This window comes from Bradyrhizobium sp. TM102 (assembly GCF_009176685.1).
Classification (GTDB): domain Bacteria; phylum Pseudomonadota; class Alphaproteobacteria; order Rhizobiales; family Xanthobacteraceae; genus Bradyrhizobium; species Bradyrhizobium ottawaense.
On the sequence record NZ_AP021855.1, the window covers coordinates 3,959,079 to 3,975,351 of the forward strand.

14 protein-coding genes are annotated in these 16,273 nt (G+C 65.7%); 13 read left to right on the plus strand and 1 reads right to left on the minus strand.

Features of this window, described 5'->3' with window-relative positions; all coding sequences use genetic code 11:
- Positions 1–52: 52 nt before the first annotated feature.
- The 13 genes from GDN70_RS18970 (at position 53) to fabZ (ending at position 15,768) form a co-directional block, all read left to right on the plus strand.
- Complete coding sequence (locus GDN70_RS18970) at positions 53–796, plus strand: carbonic anhydrase (RefSeq protein WP_028141510.1); 744 nt, start codon at positions 53–55, stop codon at positions 794–796.
- 317 nt (positions 797–1,113) lie between these two features.
- The gene (locus tag GDN70_RS18975) at positions 1,114–3,660 is read left to right on the plus strand and encodes a caspase domain-containing protein (protein WP_028141511.1); all 2,547 of its coding nucleotides are present in this window, start codon (positions 1,114–1,116) and stop codon (positions 3,658–3,660) included.
- Between the two features lie 254 nt (positions 3,661–3,914).
- Complete coding sequence (locus tag GDN70_RS18980; RefSeq protein ID WP_028141512.1) at positions 3,915–4,910, plus strand: 30S ribosomal protein S2; 996 nt, start codon at positions 3,915–3,917, stop codon at positions 4,908–4,910.
- Between the two features lie 132 nt (positions 4,911–5,042).
- Positions 5,043–5,966, plus strand: coding sequence for a translation elongation factor Ts (gene tsf, locus GDN70_RS18985; RefSeq protein ID WP_028141513.1), 924 nt, complete (start codon positions 5,043–5,045; stop codon positions 5,964–5,966).
- Positions 5,967–6,027: 61 nt separating this feature from the next.
- Entirely contained in the window at positions 6,028–6,744 is a 717-nt protein-coding gene (pyrH, locus tag GDN70_RS18990) for a UMP kinase (RefSeq protein ID WP_028141514.1), read from the plus strand.
- A gap of 70 nt (positions 6,745–6,814) precedes the next feature.
- Positions 6,815–7,378, plus strand: coding sequence for a ribosome recycling factor (frr, locus tag GDN70_RS18995; protein WP_028141515.1), 564 nt, complete (start codon positions 6,815–6,817; stop codon positions 7,376–7,378).
- Positions 7,379–7,389: 11 nt separating this feature from the next.
- A complete protein-coding gene (locus tag GDN70_RS19000) occupies positions 7,390–8,148 on the plus strand; it encodes an isoprenyl transferase (RefSeq protein WP_028141516.1) in 759 nt (252 codons plus the stop codon).
- A complete protein-coding gene (locus tag GDN70_RS19005; protein WP_038949772.1) occupies positions 8,145–8,987 on the plus strand; it encodes a phosphatidate cytidylyltransferase in 843 nt (280 codons plus the stop codon). The genes GDN70_RS19000 and GDN70_RS19005 overlap by 4 nt, the downstream gene beginning before the upstream one ends.
- A 4-nt stretch (positions 8,988–8,991) precedes the next feature.
- Positions 8,992–10,215: a 1-deoxy-D-xylulose-5-phosphate reductoisomerase gene (dxr, locus tag GDN70_RS19010; RefSeq protein ID WP_038971459.1), complete on the plus strand. Its 1,224-nt coding sequence runs from the start codon at positions 8,992–8,994 to the stop codon at positions 10,213–10,215.
- A gap of 44 nt (positions 10,216–10,259) precedes the next feature.
- On the plus strand, positions 10,260–11,411 hold the full coding sequence (rseP, locus tag GDN70_RS19015) for an RIP metalloprotease RseP (RefSeq protein WP_038949774.1): 1,152 nt from the start codon (positions 10,260–10,262) through the stop codon (positions 11,409–11,411).
- Between the two features lie 177 nt (positions 11,412–11,588).
- Entirely contained in the window at positions 11,589–14,117 is a 2,529-nt protein-coding gene (gene bamA / locus GDN70_RS19020) for an outer membrane protein assembly factor BamA (RefSeq protein ID WP_028141520.1), read from the plus strand.
- A 125-nt stretch (positions 14,118–14,242) separates the two neighbouring features.
- Positions 14,243–15,310: a UDP-3-O-(3-hydroxymyristoyl)glucosamine N-acyltransferase gene (lpxD, locus tag GDN70_RS19025; RefSeq protein ID WP_038971460.1), complete on the plus strand. Its 1,068-nt coding sequence runs from the start codon at positions 14,243–14,245 to the stop codon at positions 15,308–15,310.
- Positions 15,307–15,768 carry a 3-hydroxyacyl-ACP dehydratase FabZ gene (fabZ, locus tag GDN70_RS19030; RefSeq protein ID WP_028141522.1) on the plus strand — a complete coding sequence of 154 codons (462 nt, stop codon included), beginning with the start codon at positions 15,307–15,309 and terminating at the stop codon, positions 15,766–15,768. The genes lpxD and fabZ overlap by 4 nt, the downstream gene beginning before the upstream one ends.
- A 27-nt stretch (positions 15,769–15,795) precedes the next feature.
- Here fabZ and GDN70_RS19035 read toward each other — a convergent pair whose 3' ends face one another.
- Positions 15,796–16,119: a KTSC domain-containing protein gene (locus GDN70_RS19035; RefSeq protein WP_028141523.1), complete on the minus strand. Its 324-nt coding sequence runs from the start codon at positions 16,117–16,119 to the stop codon at positions 15,796–15,798.
- Positions 16,120–16,273 lie beyond the last annotated feature (154 nt).

Sequence of the window (16,273 nt, forward strand, 5' to 3'; positions counted from 1 at the left end):
AGTTGTTGTCACGAGAATCGCGTTGGGCGGGAAGCCAGGAAGAACAACAACCATGTGCGACAAATGCTCCGAAAATCTGCTTCAATCGACCGCTCCTTCGCGGCGCTCCATGATGCTCTTTGCCGCTTCGGCGCTCGGAGTGGCAGCGTTTGGCGGGACCGCGTTGGCCAAGGAGGCGAAGGCGCCGCCCAAACCTCAGAACGTGCTGTCGCCCGATGCGGCGCTCAAGAAGCTGATGGAGGGCAATGCGCGCTACGTGTCGGGTGTGTCGCGCCGCCACGACTTCACGCATGAGCGCGAAGCGCTGGTCGGCGGTCAGAATCCCTACGCGGCCGTTTTGAGCTGCGCCGATTCGCGCATCGCGCCCGAATATGCCTTCGACAGCGGACGCGGCGATCTGTTCGTGTGCCGTGTCGCCGGAAACTTTGCCGGCGACGAGACCGTCGCGAGCATGGAATATACCGTCGCCGTGCTGGGCACGCCCCTCATCCTGGTGCTCGGCCATGACAATTGCGGCGCGGTCGATGCGACCATCAAGTCGCTGAAGGACGACAAGCCGCTGCCGGGACACATCCCCACGCTGGTCTCCGCGATCGCACCTTCGGTGAAGACGGCGGCCGGGCAGAGCGGTAACGCGCTCGACAACGCCATTCGCCAGAACGTCATCGACAATGTTGCCAAGCTGAAATCCGCCGCCCCGCTTCTCAACGCAGCGGTCGAACAGGGCAAGCTCAAGGTGGTCGGCGGTATCTATCGGTTGCGCACAGGGGCCGTCGAGTTGATCGCGCAGGGCTAAAGCCCAGCTTCGGGAACACCGGAGCCAGGCGGTCGGCCTCCGTCGGGCAAGAGGCCGGCCGCCATACAGCCGTCTGTGGGATCCGCGCAAGGGTCGATCTGATCGCGCAGGGCAGGGACTTGAAGGAGCCTTGCGAAGTTTCTAGGCTCGCGGCCTTGAGGCTGGCGTGAGCTGATTTGCAGCTGACCTGAAGCTGACGCCAGCAGCCGCGTGGCCACGCCACCGCCTCAATCCGAGCTTTTCGTTCAACCGCCGTTCAGCCGGCTGCGCGCCTCATGCGTGGTGGCACCTCAACTACAGTAGCGGGCAAGCAAGCCATGCGTGGGACGTTTCGAGTCGTCATTTGCCTTCTCCTGCCGATCGTGGCCCTTGCCGCCGGCGCGCCGGGAGCAGCAAACGCGCAGCAGCAGGAGAAGCGCATCGCACTCGTGGTCGGCAACGGCGCCTATGCCAAGTCGCCGCTGGCAACGACCGCGAACGACGCCGGCCTGATCGCGCAGACGCTGCAGGCAGCCGGCTTCGACGTCGTCGGTGCGCGCGATCTCGACGGCGATACGCTGCGCAAGAGCTTTCGCGACTTCATCCAGAAGGCCCAGGCCTCGGGGCCGGGCACCGTCGCGATGATCTATCTTTCCGGCTACGGCGTGCAGCTGGCCGGCGAGAACTATTTCATCCCGGTCGATTCCAACATCACCCGCGACACCGACGTTCCGACCGAGGCGTTGCGGATCAGTGACTATGTGCGCCAGCTCGCCTCGATCCCGCTCAAGGCCAACATCGTCGTGCTCGACGCGGCCCGCGCGCAGCCCTTCATCGAGGGCGGCCAGCCGATCGCGAGCGGTCTGGCGCTGGTCGAGCCCGAGCCGAACATGCTGATCGCGTTCAACGCCGCGCCCGGCACGGTCGCGCCGGAGGAGGCGGGGCCTTACGGCATCTACGCCCAGTCGCTGGCCGAGATGATCCGGACCGGCGGCCTGCCGCTGCCTGAGGTGTTCGACCGCATTCGCCTGCGCGTCAATGAGGCCTCCAAGGGCGCGCAGGTGCCCTGGAACGAGCAGAAGATCTCGGCGCCATTCTCGTTCTTCGAGCGCGGGCCCGACGCGCCGCCCCCGGAGGCCGCGCCCGACCAGGTCGCCGCGATCCGGAGCAAGCCGATCCGCGACCTCGGCGTGCGGGATGCCTATGCCGCCGCGCTCGAGCGCGACACGCTGCCGGCCTATGAGGAGTTTCTCGCCGCCTATCCCGGCGATCCCCTGGCGAAGCGCGTGATGGCGATCGTCGCGGCGCGCCGCGAAGCGATCACCTGGAGGCGCACCTACCGGAACGATACCCCGGAAGCCTATTGGTCGTATCTGCGCCGCTATCCGCGCGGGCCGCATGCGGCGGACGCGCGCCGGCGCCTCGCGATCCTCACCGCGCCGGCCGAGCCGCCGCCGAGCTTTGCGATGATCGACTACGACGTGCCGCCCCCGCCGCCGGAGGAGGTGGTCTATGTCGACCGTCCCGTGCTGTATTTCAGCGATCCCGATTTCGGCTTCGCGCCGCCACCGCCGCCGCCGGTCTACTATCTGCCGCCGCCGCCGCCGGATTTCGTCGTGCTGCCGCCGCCGCTGCCCGTGGTCGGCCTGTTCGTGCTGCCGCAGCCGGTGTTCGTGCCGATCCCGGTGTTCGTCAGGCCGCCGGTCTATGTCGCGCCGCCGCCGAACAACATCATCTACCAGAACATCCATAATACGACGGTGATCAACACCGTGATCAACCGCCTGCCGGCACCAGCACCGGCTACGGGGGCAGGGGCCGGACCGGGCAATCTGGCGCCAGCGATTGCCGGCCGTGCCAACCCGGCCGGGCCTGCCGTGCCGCAGGCGGTCGTGCAGCGCGCCGCGCTGATCCAGCAGGGCAAGGCGCCGATGCCGCCGAGCGCGGCGATCCAGCCGACGGCGAGGCCCGGCCCGCCTCCGGTGACGCCGACGACGGCAGTCGCGCCGACCGCAGCGCCATCCGCTGCGCCGCAGACGGCGCCGACACTTGCTCCGCAGACCAGGCTGCCCCAGGCCAACACGCTGCCGGTTCCTGGTGCCCATGGTGGCCCGCCGCCACCGCCGGCCGGGGCAGGGGCTTTGCCGGGCGGAAGGCCCGTGCCGCCGACGGCGACCGCACCCGGTGCGACACCGCCGGCTCGTCCGGGGGCGCCGACCACAGCTGCACCCGGCACAACGGCTGCTCCTGGCACAACACTGCCTGCCCATTCCAATGCGCCAACGGCTGCCGCGCCGGCAACCGCTGCGCCCACTGTGGCCAACCCGACTGCTGTGCCCGGCCAGGCGCCCAAGCCGCCGGTGGCACAGACGCCGCCCGGCGCCGGGCCTGCGGATCGCGCCAAGTCTGCGACCCGTGAGCCTGCAGGCTCGCCGCCCGCCGCCGCGGGCGCGCCGGCGACACCTCCGGCCGCGGCCGGGAGGCCGATCGCGCCGCCGCCTTCAGCGGCACGTGAGCCGATCAGGCCGCAGCATCTGCCATCGGCGGCCCCGCCGCAGGCGGCCAGACCGGCTGCACCGCCGCCGCGGCCGCAGGCCGTAGCGCGGCCCACGCCACCACCCCCGCCGCGGGTGTCGGCGCCGCCACCGAGGATGGCCGCACCTCCGCCGCCACGCCCGGCTCCTCCGGTTGCCGTCGCGCGCCCGGCGCCTCCGCCCATGGCGCGGCCCGCACCCCCGCCGCCGGTGGCTCGACCGGCACCCCCGCCGCAGCCGCGTATGGCCGTTGCACCACCACCCCCGCCGCGCCCGGCCGCGCCTCCACCGCGCCCCGCACCCCCACCGCCGGCGGCCAAGAAGTGCCCGCCGAACCAGCCCAGGTGCTAGTCAAGTGTTAGTCACGTGCTAATCAAGTGCTAGTCGGGCGTTAGGGAGCGGCCCGGTCTCCAGGGAAAGGGCCTCTCGCGGGCGAAATCCGCCCCCGAAAGGCCCTTATTTCCTTGCTTCTGGCCGAAATGGCGCTATACAGCGCCGCATCTCACACGGAAGCATGGCTCACAAGGCCGTCCGGTGGCAGCCGGGGCGACAACGCTCCGTTTTGCTCACACGCTTCCGGAGGAACCAACCGGAGAACTAGAACGATGGCGCTACCCGATTTCACCATGCGTCAGCTGCTTGAAGCTGGCGTGCACTTTGGTCACCAGTCTCACCGCTGGAATCCGAAAATGGCTCCGTTCATTTTCGGCGCTCGCAACAACATTCACATCGTCGACCTCGCGCAGACCGTGCCGATGCTGCACACGGCCTTGCAGGCGGTCAGCGACACCGTCGCCAAGGGCGGCCGCATCCTGTTCGTCGGCACCAAGCGCCAGGCGCAGGACGGCGTCGCGGACGCTGCCAAGCGCTGCGCGCAGTATTTCGTCAATTCGCGTTGGCTCGGCGGCACGCTGACCAACTGGAAGACGATCTCGGCCTCGATCAAGCGCCTGCGTCACCTCGACGACGTGCTGTCGGGCGGCGATGCCAGCTCCTACACCAAGAAGGAGCGTCTGACGCTTCAGCGCGAGCGCGACAAGCTCGACCGCTCGCTCGGCGGCATCAAGGACATGGGCGGTCTGCCCGACCTGATCTTCGTGATCGACACCAACAAGGAAGACATCGCGATCCAGGAAGCCCAGCGGCTCAACATCCCGGTCGCCGCGATCGTCGACACCAATTCGGACCCGAAGGGCATCACCTATGTGGTGCCGGGCAATGACGACGCCGGCCGTGCGATCGCGCTTTATTGCGACCTGATCGCGCGCGCTGCCATCGACGGCATCTCCCGCGCTCAAGGCGATTCGGGCATCGACGTCGGCGCCTCGGCCCGTCCGCTCGCTGAAGAGCTGCCGGCAGCTTCGTCGAGCGGCTTCCAGGGCCTCGCAGGTCCGCGCGGCACCGCCGACGACCTCAAGAAGCTCCCGGGCGTGTCGGGTGCGATCGAGAAGAAGTTCAACGACCTCGGCATCTTCCACTTCTGGCAGCTCGCCGAGCTCGATCACGACACCGCGCACACGATCGGCGAAGAAGTCGGTCTGCCGAGCCGTGCGGACGCCTGGGTGGCCAAGGCCAAGGCGCTGACCGCGGAAGCGGAATAGTCAAGAGAGCGATGGGTTGGCCGGACAAGATCCGGCCACCATTTCAGTTGACGCGAATCCCTGAGATGGACCGCGGCGGGGCGCTTCGATGCCACGCCGCGGCGAACCAGCAGGCACAAAGGATTTTCAACGATGGCAACGATCACAGCTGCGATGGTCAAGGACCTGCGCGAGTCGACCGGCGCGGGCATGATGGACTGCAAGGCCGCGCTGACCGAAAACGACGGTAACATGGAAGCGGCGCAGGATTGGCTGCGCAAGAAGGGTCTGTCCAAGGCTGCCAAGAAGTCGGGCCGCGTCGCGGCCGAGGGCCTGATCGGCGCCCTGACCAAGGGCACCAAGGGTGTCGTGGTCGAGGTCAACTCCGAAACCGACTTCGTCGCGCGTAACGGCCAGTTCCAGGGCCTGGTCAAGATGGTCGCCCAGGTCGCATTCGACGCCGGCTCCGATGTCGAGAAGATCAAGGCCGCCAAGGTCGGCGACGTCACGGTCGAAGCCGCCATCAATGACGCGATCGCCACCATCGGCGAGAACATGACGCTGCGCCGCGCAGCTTCGCTCGAAGTGAGCCAGGGCGTGGTGTCAAACTACGTCCACGGCGCGGTCGTCGAGGGCGCCGGCAAGATGGGCGTGATCGTAGCGCTGGAATCGCCCGGCAAGGCCGACGAGCTCGCAACGCTCGGCCGCCAGATCGCGATGCACATTGCCGCCGCGAACCCGCTGGCGCTCGATCCGTCCGGCCTCGATCCGGCGGTCGTCAAGCGCGAGAAGGACGTGCTCGCCGACAAATATCGCCAGCAGGGCAAGCCCGAGAACGTGATCGAGAAGATCGTCGAGTCCGGCCTCAAGACCTACTACAAGGAAGTCTGCCTGCTCGAACAGGCCTTCATCCACGACACCGGCAAGTCGGTGGCGCAGGCGTTGAAGGAAGCCGAGGGCAAGGTCGGCGGGGCCCTGAAGATCGCCGGCTTTGTGCGCTATGCTCTTGGTGAGGGAATCGAGAAGCAGGAAAGCGACTTCGCGGCCGAGGTCGCTGCGGCCAGCGGCAAGAAGTAAGCGCCGGAACACCTCCTTCCGGCGTGCCGCCGGAAGCGGCGCCCGGACAAGGAAAGTGCTCATGTCTGATCCGGTCTATCGTCGCGTCGTGATCAAGCTGTCCGGCGAATATCTCGCGGGACAGCAAGGCTTTGGCATCGATCAGCCGACCGTCGACCGGGTTGCGGACGACCTGATTGCGGCCCGCAAGCTCGGCACCGAGGTCGCGGTCGTGATCGGCGGTGGCAATATCGTGCGCGGCGTCGAGGTCTCCGCCCGCGGTGTGTCGCGCCCGACCGGCGACACCATGGGCATGCTCGCCACCATGATGAACTGCCTCGCGCTGGAAGCGGCGATCGAGCGCAAGGGCACGCCGGCGCGCACACTGTCGGCCTTCGTGATGCCCGAGATTTCCGAGCTGTTCACCCGCACTGCGGCGCACAAATATCTCGCCGAGGGCCGGATCGTGCTGCTTGGCGGCGGGACCGGCAATCCGTTCTTCACCACCGATACGACCGCGGTGCTGCGCGCCGCCGAGATCGGCGCCCAGGCGGTTCTGAAGGCCACCAATGTCGACGGCGTCTACTCGGCCGATCCGAAGAAGGATCCGGCCGCCACGCGGTTTGACCGGCTGACCCATTCGCAGGCGATCGAGGGCGGCTACAAGGTGATGGATGCGACCGCCTTCGCGCTTGCCCGCGAGACGTCTCTGCCTATCATCGTATTCTCGATCGCGGAGCCGGGTTCGATCGGCGCGATTCTACGTGGCGTCGGCCACGGAACCATTGTCGCCGGCTGACCGCTCATCTGTCGCGCGCCTTCAGGGAAGGTCGCGGGAGCGGTCGCCGGGATCTTGAAGGAGAAACGTGATGTCCACGGGTACTTTCGACCTCAACGAAGTGAAGCGCCGCATGCAGGGCGCCGTCCAGTCCCTCAAGCACGAGCTCGGCGGCCTGCGGACGGGGCGCGCCTCCGCCTCGATGCTCGATCCGGTGCAGGTCGACGCCTATGGCAGCCACATGCCGCTCAACCAGCTCGCCACCGTCAGCGTGCCGGAGCCACGCCTGATCTCGGTGCAGGTCTGGGACAAGTCGATGGTCAAGGCGGTGGAGAAGGCGATCGTCGATTCCAACCTCGGCCTGTCGCCCGCGACCGAAGGCCAGGTGCTGCGCCTGCGCATCCCCGAGCTGAACGAGGAACGGCGCAAGGAACTGGTGAAGGTCGCGCATAAATATGCGGAGGCCGCCAAGGTTGCCGCGCGCCACGTCCGCCGCGATGGCCTCGACGTTCTCAAGAAGCTCGAGAAGAACCACGAGATGTCCGAGGACGACCAGAAGCGCCACGCCGACGAGGTGCAGAAGGCGACCGACGGTACGATCACGGAAATAGACCAGTTGCTGGCCGCCAAGGAAAAAGAAATCCTCACCGTTTAAGGCCACCTTCAATGTCCAACGCCGCCGCGCCCGCAACGGAAGGACCCGACCGGTCCGAGGCGCCCGCGCACGTCGCCATCATCATGGATGGCAATGGGCGCTGGGCGGCCGCGCGCGGTTTGCCGCGTGCGGAGGGGCATCGCCGCGGCGTCGAGGCTCTGCGCCGCGTCGTGCGTGCCTCGCACGAGCTCGGCATCCGCTACCTCACCATCTTCTCGTTCTCGTCGGAGAACTGGTCGCGTCCGGCGAGCGAGATCGGCGATCTCTTCGGTCTGCTCCGCCGCTTCATCCGTAACGATCTCGCCAGCCTGCATCGCGACGGCGTCAAGGTCCGCATCATCGGCGAACGCGATGGGCTCGAGAGCGACATCTGCGCGCTGCTCAACGAGGCCGAGGAGCTGACGCGTGACAACACGCGCCTCACGCTCGTCGTCGCCTTCAATTACGGCTCGCGGCAGGAGATCGCGAAGGCGGCGCAGAAGCTCGCGCGCGAGGTCGCCGAGGGCACGCGCAATCCCGATACGATCGACGCCGAGACGCTGGGAGCGCATCTCGATGCGCCCGACATTCCCGATCCCGATCTCATCATCCGCACCAGCGGCGAGCAGCGCCTGTCCAATTTCCTGATGTGGCAGGCGGCCTATAGCGAGCTCGTGTTCGTGCCGATCCACTGGCCCGATTTCGACAAGGCGGCGCTGGAAAGTGCGATCGCCGAATTCGCCAGGCGCGAGCGCCGTTTCGGCGGCCTGGTCGCGAAAACCGCCTCGTGAGCGAACAAGACGCCGCACCGGCGGGCGCCAAGCCTGCCCCGAGCAATCTGGTGATGCGGGTCCTCGCAGCGCTGGTGCTGGCGCCGCTGACCATCGCGGTCGCTTATGCCGGCGGCTGGTTGTGGGCGCTGCTCGTCACCCTGGTGTCGATCGGGCTGTTCGCGGAATGGCTGACGGTGGTGGGCGCGGGCTCGGCGGCGCTGACCGGGGCAGGGACGATCGTCATCGCGATGATGGGGGCTGCGGTCGCTTTTGGCGGGCTCAAGACCTCCGTCATCGTCGGCCTCGTCGGCGGCGCGATCGTGACGCTGATCGCGCGCGGCAAGTTCATCTGGGCTGCGACGGGCTTTGCTTATGCAGCGGCAGCGCTGCTGGCCTCGATCCTGGTGCGAAAGGATCTCGTCAACGGCTTCTCCGCGCTGATGTTCGTGCTGCTGGTGGTGTGGGCGACCGATATCGGCGGCTATTTTGCCGGTCGCAGCATCGGCGGGCCGAAGCTCTGGCCGCGCGTCAGCCCGAAGAAGACCTGGTCCGGGGCGCTGGGCGGCTTCGTCGCAAGCCTTCTGGTTGCGGTGGGGTTTGCGGCTTGCGGGTTCGGAAAGATGGGGCCATTGCTGCTGGTCAGCGCCATCCTTTCGGTGGTGTCGGCATTGGGCGATCTGTTCGAATCCGCGGTCAAGCGGCGCTTCGGTGTCAAGGATTCCAGTCACTTAATTCCCGGCCATGGCGGGCTTATGGACCGCCTGGACGGTTTTGTCGCCGCCATCCTGGCGGCATGGATTATCGGCTTTCTCCGCCATGGTGTGCATAGCGCCGGAAGCGGTCTTATGGTTTGGTGAGGATATGAGCGCGGTCCCATTGCGTAATAACAAGGCTGCGGCGTCCAGCGTCCGCAGCGTCACAGTTCTCGGCGCTACCGGCTCGATCGGCGACAGCACGATGGATCTGCTGCGCGCTTCGCCCGAGCGCTATCGCGTCGAGGCGCTGACGGCGAACGGCAATGTCGAAGCGCTGGCAAAGCTCGCGAAGGAATTTTCCGCGCGCTTCGTCGCGATCGCCGACACCTCCAAGCTCGCCGAGCTCAAGGCCGCGCTCGCCGGGACCAGCACCGAATGCGGCGCCGGCGAGAGCGCGGTGATCGAGGCCGGCGCGCGTCCGGCCGATTGGGTGATGGCGGCCGTGAGCGGCGCTGCCGGATTGAAACCGGCGCTGGCGGCGGTCGATCGCGGCGCGCATGTGGCGTTGGCCAACAAGGAATGTCTGGTCTGCGCCGGCGATTTCTTCATGCAGCGTGCGGCCAAGGCCGGCGCCTGCATCCTGCCGGCCGATTCCGAGCACAATGCGCTGTTTCAGGCGCTTGCTTCGGGCAATCGGGATGAACTCGTCCGTGTCATCATCACCGCCTCGGGCGGCCCGTTCCGCACCTGGAAGCCGGCTGACATCGAGCAGGCGACGCTCGAGCAGGCTCTGAAGCACCCGAACTGGAGCATGGGCCAGAAGATCACGATCGATTCCGCGTCGATGATGAACAAGGGGCTCGAGGTGATCGAGGCGTCCTATTTGTTCGCGCTGTCGCCTGACGAGATCGACGTCCTCGTGCATCCGCAGTCGATCATCCACGGCATGGTCGAGTTCTCCGACCGTTCGGTGATGGCCCAGCTCGGCGCGCCCGACATGCGCACGCCGATTGCGCATTGCCTCGGCTGGCCCGACCGGATCAAGGGGCCGGCGGCCAAGCTGGACCTCGCCAAGATTGGCCAGCTGACCTTCGAGGCACCGGACTTCGAGCGCTTCCCCGGATTACGGCTGGCTTTCGATTCGCTCCGGACCGGGAAGGGGGCGACCACCGTCTACAACGCGGCCAATGAGGTCGCGGTCGCCGCCTTCATTGCCGGCAAGATCCGGTTCGGCGCGATTGCCCGGCTGGTGGAGGCAACATTGGATGACTGGATCCGCAGCGGGAACCAGGCGCCCCTGACGTCGGCCGATGATGCAATCTCTGTTGACCATGTTGCTCGAAATAGAGCTGCCGCCCTATTGCCTCAAATTGCCTTAAAGGCATCCTAGATGGTTCGGGGCCAGGGCCTTGCGGCGCTGGATGAGGGAATTCGATGATCGACTTTTTTGTCCATAGTTTCAATACGTTGAGCCATGGGCTCCTCGGCTACGCGGTTCCCTTCCTGTTCGTCCTGACGATCGTCGTGTTCTTCCACGAACTCGGCCATTTCCTGGTCGCGCGCTGGGCGGGCGTTCGCGTGTTGACCTTCTCGCTCGGTTTCGGACCTGAGCTGGTAGGTTTCAATGACCGCCACGGCACCCGCTGGAAGATCTCGGCCATCCCGCTCGGCGGCTACGTCAAGTTCTTCGGCGACGAGAGCGAGGCCTCGACCCCCTCGGCCCAGACGCTCGCGGCCATGACGACCGAGGAGCGCGCCGGCAGCTTCCACCACAAGAAGGTCGGCCCGCGCGCCGCCATCGTCGCGGCCGGACCGATCGCCAATTTCATCCTGGGCGCGCTGATCTTCGCGGGCATGGCGCTGTATTACGGCAAGCCGAGCACGATCGCGCGGGTCGATGGCGTCGTCGCCGATGGCGCCGCGGCTGCGGCCGGCTTCAAGATCGGGGACGTCGTCGTCCAGATCGACGGCAAGCCGATCGAGAGCTTTGCCGACATGCAGCGAATCGTTGCGATGAATGCGGGTTCGGCGCTTGCCTTCCAGGTGAAGCGGGACGGCGCCATCGTCTCGCTGACCGCAACGCCGGCGCTGCTCGAGCGCAAGGATCCGTTCGGCAACAGCCACCGTCTCGGTGTGCTCGGTGTGGAGCATAAATCTCAGGCCGGCGAGGCCTCGACCGCCCCGGTGGGCATCGGCGAGGCGCTCAAGATCGGGGTTGAGCAGGTCTGGTTCATCATCACCAGCACCTTCAAGTTCCTGGGCTCTCTGTTCGTCGGAAACGGCAATCCGAACGAGGTCAGCGGGGTTCTGGGCATCGCGAAGATGTCGGGGCAGGCGGCCAGCGCCGGGTTCCAGTTCGTGATCAATTTGTGCGCGGTGCTGTCGGTGTCGATCGGCCTGCTGAACCTGTTCCCGATCCCGCTGCTCGATGGCGGCCACCTGATGTTCTATGCGGCGGAGGTCGTCCGCGGCCGACCCCTGTCCGAGCGGACTCAGGAGATGGGGTTCCGAATCGGGCTCGGTTTAGTGCTGATGTTGATGGTGTTTGCGACCTATAACGACATCCTGCGGATGGCGGCATCTTGATGGAGGCTTTTTTGTGGCGTTGCTGATGAGCAACGTCTTGGAATGAAATTGAAATTACGGCGCTTTCGGCCGTTTGCGGCGTCGGTGAAATTGGCTACAAGCGGCCTGAACTTGGGGAATCTTCCAGACCGGCGTTGGGGTTGGGTCTGGCTCGGAATGATAAGGGCGCGTTGCGCGATGAAGTTTGGACTGCGACTCCGGGGGGGCTTGCTCGCAACCCTGATCATGTTCGGCGCGCCGGTGATTGCCCCGGTCGGGGCTGTTTTTGTGTCTTCGTCTGCGCTCGCTCAGACCGTGCAGTCGATTTCCGTCGAAGGAAATCGCCGGGTCGAGGTGGAGACGATCCGCTCCTATTTCAAGCCGGGTCCGGGCGGGCGCCTGGATCAAGGCGCCATCGACGACGGCCTCAAGGCCTTGATCGAGACCGGCCTGTTCCAGGACGTGAGAATCAACCGCGGCGGCGGCGGCCAGATCGTCGTCTCCGTGGTGGAAAACCCGGTGATCGGCCGGATCGCCTTCGAGGGCAACAAGAAGATCAAGGACGAGCAGCTCACCACTGAAGTCCAGTCCAAGGCGCGCGGCACCTTCTCCCGCGCCATGGTGCAGTCCGACACGCTGCGAATCGCTGAAATCTATCGCCGGTCCGGCCGCTACGACGTGCGCGTCACGCCCGAGGTCATCGAGCAGCCGAACAACCGCGTCGACCTCATCTTTACGATCGAGGAGGGCGCCAAGACCGGCGTCAAGTCGATCGAGTTCGTCGGCAATGTCGCATTCTCGTCCTATCGCCTCAGGGACGTCATCAAGACCCGCGAATCGAACCTGCTGAGCTTCCTGGCCAGCGGTGACATCTATGATCCCGACCGCGTCGAAGCCGACCGCGACCTGATCCGCCGCTTTTATCTCAAGAACGGTTTCGCCGACGTCCAGGTGGTGGCCGCGCTCACCGAATACGATCCGGAGAAGAAGGGCTTCAACGTCACCTTCAAGATCGAGGAAGGATCGCAGTACCGCGTCGGCGCGCTCGACTTCCGCTCCAGCATTCCGAACTTCGATCCCTCGTCGATGCGCGCCTATTCGCGCGTCAATGTCGGCTCGCTCTACAACGTTGAATCGGTCGAGAAGTCGGTCGAGGAGATGCAGATCGAGGCCTCGCGCCGCGGCTACGCCTTCGCCGTGGTCCGGCCCGGCGGCGACCGCAATTTCGAGGCGCACACCGTCTCCGTCGTGTTCAACATCGACGAAGGTCCGCGCACCTATATCGAGCGCATCAACCTGCGCGGCAACACGCGTACCCGCGATTACGTGATCCGCCGCGAGTTCGACATCTCCGAGGGCGACGCCTACAACCGCGCCCTGGTCGACCGTGCCGAGCGGCGCCTGAAGAACCTCGACTACTTCAAGAGCGTGAAGATCACGACGGAGCCGGGCTCGTCGAGCGATCGCGTGGTCCTGATCGTCGACATGGAAGAGAAATCGACCGGCGACTTCTCGATCTCGGGCGGTTACTCCACCACCGACGGCGCGCTGGCCGAAGTCTCGATCTCCGAGCGCAACCTGCTTGGCCGCGGTCTGTTCGCCAAGGCGTCGGTGACCTACGGCCAATATGCACGCGGTTACTCGCTGTCGTTCGTCGAGCCGTATCTGCTCGACTACCGCGTCGCGCTTGGCCTCGACCTCTATCAGCGCCAGCAGCTGTCCAACAGCTACATCTCCTACGGCACCAAGACGCTCGGCTTCTCGCCGCGCCTCGGCTTCTCCTTGCGTGAAGATCTGGCGCTGCAGCTGCGCTACTCGATCTACCAGCAGGAAATCACGCTGCCGTACTACCTGGCGAACTGTAACAACAATCTGGGTACGTCGGCCTTCAATCCGAGCCCGGCCTTCGTCAATGCCAATGGCGGCGTTCCGGATCTCAGCTCGACCAACGGTCTCGGCTGCTACAGCGACGGCGAAGCTTCGCTGCCGGTGCGCAGGGAGCTCGCCAACGGCAAGACCCTGACCTCGGCGCTTGGCTATACGCTGACCTACAACACGCTGGACAACAACAAGAACCCCACCGACGGTCTGCTCGTCGACTTCCGTCAGGATTTCGCCGGCGTCGGCGGCGACGTCTCCTACCTGAAGTCCGTCATCGATGCGAAGTACTATACTCCGCTGGTGTCTGACATCGTCGGCCTCGTCCGCGTGCAGAGCGGCATGCTGAACAAGATGGGCAGCGATCTGCGCATGCTCGATCACTTCCAGATGGGTTCGAACCTCGTCCGCGGCTTTGCCCCGAACGGCATCGGCCCGCGCGATTTGAACCCCTTTGGTACGCAGGACGCCCTCGGCGGCACCAAGTACTGGGGCGCTTCGCTCGAACTGCAGATGCCGTTCTGGTTCCTGCCGAAGGAAGTGGGTCTGAAGGGCGCGGTCTATGCCGATGCCGGCGGCCTCTACGACTATAAGGGACCGACCGGCTGGACCACGACCAACGAAGTCAATGTACCGGGCTGCATCCCCTCGAGCATCAATCCGTCGTCTGCGGGCACCTGTACCGGCCTCGTCTACGACGACAGCAAGGTCGTCCGCTCGTCGGTTGGTGTCGGCCTGATCTGGCAGTCGCCGTTCGGTCCGCTGCGCTTCGACTACGCCGTGCCGCTCAGCAAGGGCAAGTACGATCGCACGCAGGAGTTCCGGTTCGGCGGCGGCACCACGTTCTAATTCGATCAGCACGGCACGATCCGGATCACTGGAACCGGTTTCCGAAAGGGATCGTGCCGATCCAAGAGATGGAGCATGATGCGGCTCGACCGCTTCATGCCGAAGCCGGACCGCGACGGGGTGGAATGGCGCAGCCGACCTTCTTCATAAAGCCGCCTGCCTCAACGCTGGCTGACATTGCCACGCTGACCAAGGCGCAGCTGGTCGATCCCGCCAGGGGCGACCACATCATCACGGGCCTTGCTTCGCTTGACGAAGCGGGCCCGATGCATCTGGCGTTCTTCGACAACCTCAAATACGCCGACGAGATCAAGGGGACCAAGGCCGGCGCTTGCCTGGTGAGCCCGCGCTTCGAGCCCCAGGTGCCCGCGCACGTGGCCGTGCTGCGGGTGGCGCAGCCGTTCCGGGCCTTTGTCAGGATCGCGCGGGAATGGCACGGCGAAGCGCTGAGGCCCCAATCCTGGGTCGGCAATGACGGCATCGCGCCGTCGGCGATCATCGATCCCTCGGCCCGGCTCGAGGACGGCGTGATCGTCGATCCCCTGGCCGTGATCGGCCCGGATGTGGAGATCGGCAGCGGCACGGTGGTCGGCGTCGGGGCGGTGATCGGGCCCGGCGTCAAGATCGGCCGGGACTGCAATGTCGGCGCGCGCACCGCGATCCAGTGCGCCCTGATCGGCAACAATGTGCTGATCCATCCCGGCTGCTCGATCGGCCAGGACGGCTACGGCTTCATTTTTTTCGGCCCCGAGGGCCATCTGAAGGTGCCTCAGACCGGGCGGGTGCTGATCCAGAACGATGTCGAGGTCGGCGCCGGGACCACGATCGACCGCGGCAGCTTGCGCGACACCGTGATCGGCGAAGGCACGAAAATCGACAATCAGGTCCAGATCGGTCACAATGTCACGATCGGCCGGCATTGCCTGCTGGCCGCCCAGATCGGGCTCGCCGGCAGCCTGTCCATTGGCGACAACGTGGCACTCGGAGCGAAGGTTGGCATCAACAACCACCTCAAGATCGGGGACGGGGCCCAGGTGACCGCGATGAGCGGCGTCAAGGACGACATCCCGCCGGGCGGACGCTGGGGTGGTTTTTTCGCCAAGCCGACCAAACAATGGTTCAAGGAGATCATCGCGGTGGAGCGCTTGGTACGCGACAGCAGGGCTGATCCGAAGGATGAGGGACGGGAATGACGGAGGAATCACCTGTTAAGTTCGAGCTGGTGGACATCAATGCCATCCTCCAGACGCTGCCGCACCGTTTCCCGATGCTGCTGATCGACCGCGTGATCAACATCCGGGCCGACTACAGCGGCATCGGCATCAAGAACGTCACCTTCAACGAGCCGGCCTTCCAGGGGCATTTCCCGGAGCGACCGGTCTATCCCGGCGTCATGATGATCGAGGCGATGGCGCAGACCGCGGGCGTGATCGGCATCAAGTCGGTCGAAGGCACCGACAAGCCGCGGGCGGTCTATTTCCTCACCATCGACAAGTGCAAATTCCGCAAGCCCGTGCTGCCGGGCGATACCATCGAGTATCACATGCGCTCGCTCGGCCGCCGCAAGGCCATGTGGTGGTTTCACGGCGATGCCAAGGTCAACGGGCAGGTGGTCGCGGAGGCCGACGTCGGCGCCATGCTGACGGACTGAGCGGCACGCGGTCCTCGCTGGACGGGCTCACGCGCCGCAATCGTAGCGGCCGCCAGGAGCCTCGCGCTTAATGTTTTGGTTGAAGAACTGACCCATGGATGGCGCGCCCAGGAGACGGTCGGCGGTCTCGGCCGCGACGCCGCAATAGCGCGCATAGCTGCCGCCAGTCGCGACGACGAGGTCGTGATGCGCGCGGTCGTAGCAGACCCGCTGAAGCACAGTGCTGCGGCTGATGTCGCGGCATTCGAATGTCGCGAGGTCGATGCGGCGGCGTTCGCCGGTCTCGACCGTCTCGGACACGATCGGTGCGGCCGCGAGCTGTGCGAGCAGAAGTGCCAGGGCCCTGACCATGAAAGCTGAAGCTCCGCATGAAGTTGTTGAGGAGCCGGGACGACCGCCTCATCCGGCACTTGAAACCGGCAGAGATGATACGTCACTGGACAGATCGGGCATAGTCGCGCTAACCACCGGAAATCTGAGCGACTTCAACGCATAACCAGACCTT

Coding starts and splice junctions, on each gene's coding strand:
- GDN70_RS18970 (WP_028141510.1), top strand. CDS start 53: ATGTGCGACAAATGCTCCGAAAATCTGCTTCAATCGACCGCTCCTTCG.
- GDN70_RS18975 (WP_028141511.1), top strand. CDS start 1,114: ATGCGTGGGACGTTTCGAGTCGTCATTTGCCTTCTCCTGCCGATCGTG.
- GDN70_RS18980 (WP_028141512.1), top strand. CDS start 3,915: ATGGCGCTACCCGATTTCACCATGCGTCAGCTGCTTGAAGCTGGCGTG.
- tsf (WP_028141513.1), top strand. CDS start 5,043: ATGGCAACGATCACAGCTGCGATGGTCAAGGACCTGCGCGAGTCGACC.
- pyrH (WP_028141514.1), top strand. CDS start 6,028: ATGTCTGATCCGGTCTATCGTCGCGTCGTGATCAAGCTGTCCGGCGAA.
- frr (WP_028141515.1), top strand. CDS start 6,815: ATGTCCACGGGTACTTTCGACCTCAACGAAGTGAAGCGCCGCATGCAG.
- GDN70_RS19000 (WP_028141516.1), top strand. CDS start 7,390: ATGTCCAACGCCGCCGCGCCCGCAACGGAAGGACCCGACCGGTCCGAG.
- dxr (WP_038971459.1), top strand. CDS start 8,992: ATGAGCGCGGTCCCATTGCGTAATAACAAGGCTGCGGCGTCCAGCGTC.
- rseP (WP_038949774.1), top strand. CDS start 10,260: ATGATCGACTTTTTTGTCCATAGTTTCAATACGTTGAGCCATGGGCTC.
- bamA (WP_028141520.1), top strand. CDS start 11,589: ATGAAGTTTGGACTGCGACTCCGGGGGGGCTTGCTCGCAACCCTGATC.
- lpxD (WP_038971460.1), top strand. CDS start 14,243: ATGGCGCAGCCGACCTTCTTCATAAAGCCGCCTGCCTCAACGCTGGCT.
- fabZ (WP_028141522.1), top strand. CDS start 15,307: ATGACGGAGGAATCACCTGTTAAGTTCGAGCTGGTGGACATCAATGCC.
- GDN70_RS19035 (WP_028141523.1), bottom strand. CDS start 16,119: ATGGTCAGGGCCCTGGCACTTCTGCTCGCACAGCTCGCGGCCGCACCG.